A 6,263-nucleotide genomic window follows, 5' to 3' on the forward strand; every position below is an offset into this window, starting at 1 on the left:
CGACTACTCCGTGGCTGCGTCGGTCAGCAGCAGTTCGCCGCGGTAGGGGTGCAGCACGCCGCCGGCGTCGCGTCGGCGTCGGCGTCGGCGTCGCCGGCAGTACTCGAGGCAACGGGCTCTCCGTTGAAGGTCTCGGCGTCAGCCAGGACGGTGTAGACCTCCCAGCGTTCGGCGTCGGGGGCGGTGACCCAGACCTTGTCCTGGGTGGCGAAGCAACAGGTGGCGCCGATCTCCTCCTCGGTGAACAGCTGCTCCTCGGTCAGGCGGGCGATCTCGGCGTGCACCTTCTCGCTGGAGTCGACCTCGACGCCGAGGTGGTTGATGCTGCCGCCCTGGCCGGGGTTCTCCAGCAGGACCAGCTTGAGCGCCGGGTCGGCGACGGCGAAGTTGGCGTAGCCGGGCTTGACCTTCGCCGGTCCGGTGCCGAACAGCTTGGTGTAGAACGCGATCGACTGATCGAGGTCGTCGACGTTGAGGGCGAGCTGGACGCGGGACATGAGAACCTCCGAGGCTTCGACATACATCTAATTGGTGTGCGGGTTCAGTTCTACCCACTCGTTGACATATGTCAACGAGTGGGTAGATTGGAGTCATGCCCAAGACGCTCCCCGTCGTCGACATCAGCGCCCCGATCTGCTGCGCTCCGCTCGCTGCCGGCGTGATGGACGAGGCGGCGGCGCTTGAGCTCGCCCTGCGCCTCAAGGCGCTCGCCGACCCGGCCCGGATCCAGCTGATCTCGCTCCTCATGGCCGCACGTCCAGGCGACGTCAGCACGGGCGATCTCGCCGACACCGTGGGCCTGTCGTCGGCGACCGTCAGTCACCACCTGAGCCAGCTCAAGAAGGCCGGCCTCGTCAGCTCCGAGCGGCGGGGGATCAACGTCTTCTACCGCGCCGAACCCGACTCCCTCGAAGCGCTCCGGGCCGTCCTGGCCACGTGCTGCTAGAGCGAACGCGCAGGTAACGGCTGCACGACACCGTCGCGAGGCTCTCGGGCACTGCATCGCCGGTATCGCCTGCGGCAGGATCGACAGACGTGGACCACATCGAGCAGCAGCTAGAGCAACAGCTCCGCGAACGCGGCATCCCCCTCACCGCGACCGAGTTCCTCCGCGCCGTCCTCGAAGCCCTCGATGCCGTCTCTTCCGACGGCGTTTCCGTGCCTTAGCGGGACAGCGGTCGGCACGACGATCATGCGCTGTAATCCACAGTACCAGTGTCTGTTCGGTCTTTGACTGCTAAAATCAGCAGTATGCTTCCCACGGGTCCCCGGACGATCGACAGCTTCCGCCGGATCACCATCCCGGCGAAGGTGGCGAAGGTGGCCGGAGTGCGGCAGCCTTCGTGGGTCCGGATCGGTGTCGTCGCCGGCCAGAGGATCGTCGAGATCGTTCCCACTCGCGGCCCGCGCGGAAAGAAGCCGTCCGTACGAAGTAACCCGGATCGCCCGCGGCGGCTGCGGACGTCACGACAGATCGCGTTGCCGGCGGCGGTCCTGGACTCGGCCGGCCTGGACATAGGGAGCGTCGTGGCGTTCCTGGCCCTGGAGGACCGCATTCACCTGTTCGATGCGTCACGGGTCATCGCCCCGGAGCCCACCCCCGTGGAACAGGAAGACCAGTGACGGCGCGGCGACGTACCCGGCAGGAGCGCGCAGAGGCGGGTCAGATCCCGCTGTTCGAGGTCCCTGTCGTCCGGTCTGCGGATCTGGTCGACGCGGCCGTGGTCGCGGCTGCGGAGCTCGTCCTCGATAGCTCGGTGTCGGTGTTGCCGCGGACCGAACTGTCGGGGCTTCGCGGGTATCCGGTGGTCCGATGGTCGTCGACCGTCGCCGAACGGATGTCGTCCGGGGCGGGACCGATGCTCGACGCGCAGGTCCTCGAGCTGTGGGAGATGTGCCCGGCGGAGGGCGCGGGGGCGCCGCCGGCGGCGCCGTTGAGCATCGTCGGGTTCGTCGCCACCGGGCAGTGGAAGAGGGCCCTGTATGTCGCCAGTGAGCTTCGCGGGTTCGGCGAGACCGTGGTGCTGACCGAGCGGCGGCCCACGGCGCTGAGCTTGACGGCGGCGGACCTCGCCGACGTGAGCGTGGTGCATACCTCTCACGCCGGCGAGGAACTACTGGTGCGGGGATCGAAGGTTGCCGATCCTCCGCGGATCGTCGCGGTGCGGTACTGGGAGGAGCGGCTATTCGCTCACGCCCTCGCGACAGGGGTGCCGATCACGCCGCAGCCGGCTCCGGCGTAGCGCCGATCCAGGCGGACAGGGCGCGTTTGCGCTTCCAGTCCCCGCCGGTGAGCTTCTCGATCTCGATGTTGCTCTCGTGGGCGGCCTCGCACATCGCCGTCCACGCCTGCGGGCCGTTGTGGGCGGCGATAGCGGTGGCCAAACCGCGACCGAGCATCGCGACCGCGGAGACCGAATGCGAGAACGCTGCTGCCTTCGGGATGTCAGCCGTGCGGATCCAGGTCAGGTCCCGTCCACCGCAGAGTGCGCAGTCGCAGCACCACGCGGCGTGGGACTTGTCCTTGAGGTAATGCCGCTCGAACGCGGTCAGCGACGTGTACGCGAGAAGCTCCGGGAGGATGAACGACACCGACCCGCTGGTGCCGCCCCCGCCGATGTCGGGGTAGATGTGCCGGTAGGTGGTCGATGACCCCATCGCCGCGCCTGCGGCGCCGTACGCCAGCGCCCCCAACCCCGCCGTGTCACTGCGCAGGAGCAGCACCGGGACATCTGCGGTGAGGACGTGCACCAGCCCGGTCACGACGTTGGTCCGGTCGAACGGGTCGTCGGTGTCTTCGACCATCAACGCCACGGGGATGCCGTGCGCGTTGATCTCAGACCGGAGCGAATCGGCGGCGTGCGAAAGCCACCAGCTCGCGATCGGCAGCGCCGCAATCACCTGTCCACCGAAGCGGGCCGCCGTCTTCAGGGTGGTCCGCAGCCCAGCGGTGTCGCCCTTGGCCACATAGCCGGAATCGGTCAATGCCCACGTCAGGCCCGCGCTACGTTGCACGGTGATCCAGTCGCGGGTCGGCTCCGCCGTCGCCACCTTCCGCTGCCGGCCGCTGTAGAGGTTCGCGTCGAGCAGCAACGCTGCTTCGGGGCACTTCTTGCGGGTCTGATCCGCCGCGGTCCTCGCCACCGCGGAGCGGTGGGTCCGGGACTGCCACGGCACGGAGTAGACCGCGCCGACACCTTCCGACGCGATCAGCGCGCGAGTCGGGTCGATCAAGGTCGTCGGGACCTGAACGAACAGGTCCGTCGACATGCCCTCGAGCCGGTGCTGCCCGACCTGGATGGGCCGGGCACCTCCAGCCCGTTCAGTGCTGGTGGTATCGGTTGTGCGATCAGAGTCGCGACTGTCGTTGGTCAACGGTGCCTCCTCAAGGCAGTGTGGATGAGCCACCACGCCAAGGTCCGCATCGCTCGCCCACACCAGCGTTCCGGTGTTTGGCGAACCCGCGCACACCGTCTACCATCGGAGGCGTCATCCAAAGACATTCGCAACGGTCACGGTATCGAGGGGCGAACCCTCGGAGTGGTGATTCGGTTGTTCAGCTGAGCCCGGTTCGTCGGCAAACGAGCCGGGCTTAGCTGTCTCTATTCTAGAGCCTCACCATGACAGGTTCCGGGACGTGGAATCGCGGTTCGCTCCTGACCCTACCGACGCGACGACGTGCGTGGAGGCTAGGGCATTCCGAACCACGTCTTCACCACCTGAGAGGCCAGGTTCAGGAACTTGGTGCACCGTTTTACCCACCGGGAGACTCGCTAGCAGTTCCGTCCAGCTTTCGAATGGCGTCGATCACCCTCCGTCCGTGGGCGGTCAGGGTCATAGGGCGATTGCGCTCGGCACGGTCGAACAGAGCTCCGCCGGTCTCGCGTTCGAGCCGGAGAAACTGGTTCGTGAGGGTTGCCTGGCTGGTTCCTAACGCGTGTGCAGCCTCGGTCAGCGTGGGGAATCGCGATGCTGCTTTCGCCCGTTCCAGTCGGTCGCGCCCGCCCTGGGCCGCAACAGCTGTGCGCAAGATCGGCGGCACCGTTTTCGCGGCGGCCGCGGCGTCGAGGGCCGCGGTGTGACTGGGTCCGCCGCGGGGTCTCATCGGAATCTCGTGTTTGTTCGCCCACCGAGCCAGGTTCGCCGTGCTCATGCCCAGTTCTCGGGCTATGTCAGGGAGGGCCCTGCTGTTGGTGACATATTGCTGGTAGAGCCAGTCGCGGTCGATGATGATCTTCGCGCGCTCGGTAGCGGGGATCGTCGGGATCTCGTATTCGGTGAGGAGTCGACGGATCACCTGACGACTGACTCCAATACGGTTAGCGATCTGTCGCAAGGTGAGGCGATCGTGATGATAGAGCTGGGTCAAAGCCTCCGGGGGGAGCTGCGTTCGAGCGCTGGCGTACTTCCGGCGGCCGGTATCGACTGGGAGGGGATTGACGATCAGCTCAAGGCGAACCGCCTCGCCAGTGGTGCCGAGGTCGCGGGCGGCGGCGCCGATGGGAAGGTCGCGTTCTCGGATGAGCTTTCGAAGGCGATCACGGTCGATCAGTCCTGGTCGCGGGCCAGGGAGGTCGAGACCAGCGAGGAGCTCAATTGGCGGCTCCCAGGCAATTGGTTCCTCATCGATGCCCGCGGCGTCCAAGAACACCCGTGCGTGGTTGATCAGCTCGTCCCGAAGGCCGGGTGTCAGATCGCGGGGAAACGCGGCGATCTTAGCGAGCAAGTCTGCGGACCCGTCAACCGTGGGGACGCCTGTGAGCTCCTCGCGAAGAAACGCCCGAACAACAGCCGCCCGGGCGGAGCCGCCCTGTGACGGCGTTCCGGTGCGGTGGCAGATCTGCCTCCACTCATCGTCCGGAAGCAAACCGGTGCAATCGAGTGCCCGTCGGCGCTGATAGTCGATCGGTACGCCGCGCTCGACAACGTAATCGGCAACGCGTGTCAGACCCGCGCACACATCGCTCCAGTGTTGATCGGACTCCAGAATCTGTAGGAATCGGGATAGGGCATGGCCAGCCAGGTGACCTCCGACCTGCTGACCAGCGGCCGTCAGATTCAACCGAGTGCCCACCAACTGTAAGGCCGCAGACAATGCCAGGCGCATCATTGTGCGCCTCGCCGCCGGGACCGTGAAGGGCAAACTGATTCCGGCCCAAAATTGCGTCGGCGTGTGACGCGCTAGTAGCTCTGCGCGCCCACTGGTCACCAAGGTGGGAAGGTCGGAGTGAGTGCGGTAGCGAAGTTGGTCGGACGGGTCGAGCATCGGGGATAGCGCGGCGAGCTGGACACCGGTCAGGATTGGTGAGATTCGCGTCCCCCAGCCGATGTTCGTCGGTTGAACACTGAGGCCTGTCTCCCGGGCCGAGGTCACTAACCATCGCAGGCGATCAGCTGCGGCTGCGAGGTCCGAGCAGTGCAGAACGTCGATCGCGGCACTGACGCCAATCGCAGCTGTGACGGCTCTCGCTGGCGCTTCGAGGGCCGGCTTCGTGCGGCTCTGTCGGACTTGTCCGGATCGTGCACCACCTTGTTCATCGACTGCCCGGTACTCAACCGCCAGTTCGGGTCCCACTCGCGCTAAGAGCTCTTCGTCGGTGGCGTAGGACAGTACTCGGCCGCCGATGGCGCGAATGTCGGCAAGCACAGAAGCCGCAGGCTGTGGAAGGCGCGCGTAGACCCCGAACCGCACGACTCCGTCGTCGATGATTCGATCGATGAGGGCCTGTGCCCGAAGAGCGGGGTGCGCACCAGGAAGGTCGAGGACCTCGGCAGCCGTGAGATCGGCGCCGCACCGTCGGGCCTCCCGTCCAATGCCTCCTTCCTGCGCCGGCGATGCACATCGGCCGGGGATCGGGGTGCAGTGGCCCGGGAGCGGGCGGCGGCGTGGAATTCTATGGCAGCGAGGGCATTCGTCGGACAGCAAACAACGATGGTCGGTGCAGGCAAACGCCCAGCCGAGTCGCCATTCGAGCTTCCATCGGCCGCCGTTGCTTCGGAGGCAGTGCGGGCAGAAGCGGGATCCGGTGCGGCGGGTCCATGCCACTTCGCGGCGCAAACTCCGCGACTGCGAGTCGATGCGCACCGCGGTCCCGTCGAACCGGGTGAGGGTCATCATCGAAAATTCGACGTCGCTGCCCGTGGCGGCACACAGGCTGGCTACTTCGGCCTCGCTGAGTGCGATCGTCTCACTATGACAGCTTGAAGAGGCCCCGGCTCGACGGCTAGACCTGGCCCCGTTTGCGACTCGCCGGTGGTGTTGC

At 66.5% G+C, this 6,263-nt stretch carries 7 protein-coding genes and 1 pseudogene; 3 read left to right on the forward strand and 5 right to left on the reverse strand.

The window, feature by feature from the left end:
- Window positions 1-23 precede the first annotated feature (23 nt).
- Window positions 24-497, reverse strand: coding sequence for an ArsI/CadI family heavy metal resistance metalloenzyme (locus tag ACLQ3K_RS17120; RefSeq protein WP_426000878.1), 474 nt, complete (start codon window positions 495-497; stop codon window positions 24-26).
- Between the two features lie 95 nt (window positions 498-592).
- Between ACLQ3K_RS17120 and ACLQ3K_RS17125 the strand changes: the two genes are divergently transcribed.
- A complete protein-coding gene (locus ACLQ3K_RS17125; RefSeq protein ID WP_019201599.1) occupies window positions 593-946 on the forward strand; it encodes an Rv2640c family ArsR-like transcriptional regulator in 354 nt (117 codons plus the stop codon).
- A gap of 110 nt (window positions 947-1,056) precedes the next feature.
- On the opposite strand, the gene ACLQ3K_RS17130 is transcribed toward ACLQ3K_RS17125, so the two are convergent.
- A complete protein-coding gene (locus ACLQ3K_RS17130) occupies window positions 1,057-1,194 on the reverse strand; it encodes a hypothetical protein (RefSeq protein WP_212553493.1) in 138 nt (45 codons plus the stop codon).
- A gap of 57 nt (window positions 1,195-1,251) precedes the next feature.
- Between ACLQ3K_RS17130 and ACLQ3K_RS17135 the strand changes: the two genes are divergently transcribed.
- Both ACLQ3K_RS17135 and ACLQ3K_RS17140 read left to right on the forward strand, forming a co-directional pair.
- Window positions 1,252-1,623, forward strand: a complete 372-nt coding sequence (locus tag ACLQ3K_RS17135; protein ID WP_019201597.1) for a hypothetical protein — start codon at window positions 1,252-1,254, stop codon at window positions 1,621-1,623.
- Window positions 1,620-2,243 carry a hypothetical protein gene (locus ACLQ3K_RS17140; protein ID WP_019201596.1) on the forward strand — a complete coding sequence of 208 codons (624 nt, stop codon included), beginning with the start codon at window positions 1,620-1,622 and terminating at the stop codon, window positions 2,241-2,243. Before ACLQ3K_RS17135 ends, ACLQ3K_RS17140 begins: the two co-directional genes overlap by 4 nt.
- Here ACLQ3K_RS17140 and ACLQ3K_RS17145 read toward each other — a convergent pair.
- From ACLQ3K_RS17145 to ACLQ3K_RS17155, 3 genes and pseudogenes are all read right to left on the reverse strand, one after another.
- The gene (locus tag ACLQ3K_RS17145; protein WP_126195752.1) at window positions 2,218-3,375 is read right to left on the reverse strand and encodes a hypothetical protein; all 1,158 of its coding nucleotides are present in this window, start codon (window positions 3,373-3,375) and stop codon (window positions 2,218-2,220) included. The genes ACLQ3K_RS17140 and ACLQ3K_RS17145 overlap by 26 nt on opposite strands.
- Window positions 3,376-3,754: 379 nt before the next feature.
- On the reverse strand, window positions 3,755-5,107 hold the full coding sequence (locus ACLQ3K_RS17150; protein ID WP_426000890.1) for a LysR family transcriptional regulator: 1,353 nt from the start codon (window positions 5,105-5,107) through the stop codon (window positions 3,755-3,757).
- Window positions 5,108-5,932: 825 nt separating this feature from the next.
- A pseudogene (locus ACLQ3K_RS17155) lies at window positions 5,933-6,263 on the reverse strand (TniQ family protein); the annotation flags it as partial.

This window comes from Tsukamurella sp. DT100 (assembly GCF_049844855.1).
Lineage (GTDB): Bacteria > Actinomycetota > Actinomycetes > Mycobacteriales > Mycobacteriaceae > Tsukamurella.

Bases quoted from the DNA above. Each gene is read 5' to 3' on its own strand.
- ACLQ3K_RS17120 (WP_426000878.1), bottom strand. From the start codon at position 497: ATGTCCCGCGTCCAGCTCGCCCTCAACGTCGACGACCTCGATCAGTCG.
- ACLQ3K_RS17125 (WP_019201599.1), top strand. From the start codon at position 593: ATGCCCAAGACGCTCCCCGTCGTCGACATCAGCGCCCCGATCTGCTGC.
- ACLQ3K_RS17130 (WP_212553493.1), bottom strand. From the start codon at position 1,194: ATGATCGTCGTGCCGACCGCTGTCCCGCTAAGGCACGGAAACGCCGTC.
- ACLQ3K_RS17135 (WP_019201597.1), top strand. From the start codon at position 1,252: ATGCTTCCCACGGGTCCCCGGACGATCGACAGCTTCCGCCGGATCACC.
- ACLQ3K_RS17150 (WP_426000890.1), bottom strand. From the start codon at position 5,107: ATGCGCCTGGCATTGTCTGCGGCCTTACAGTTGGTGGGCACTCGGTTG.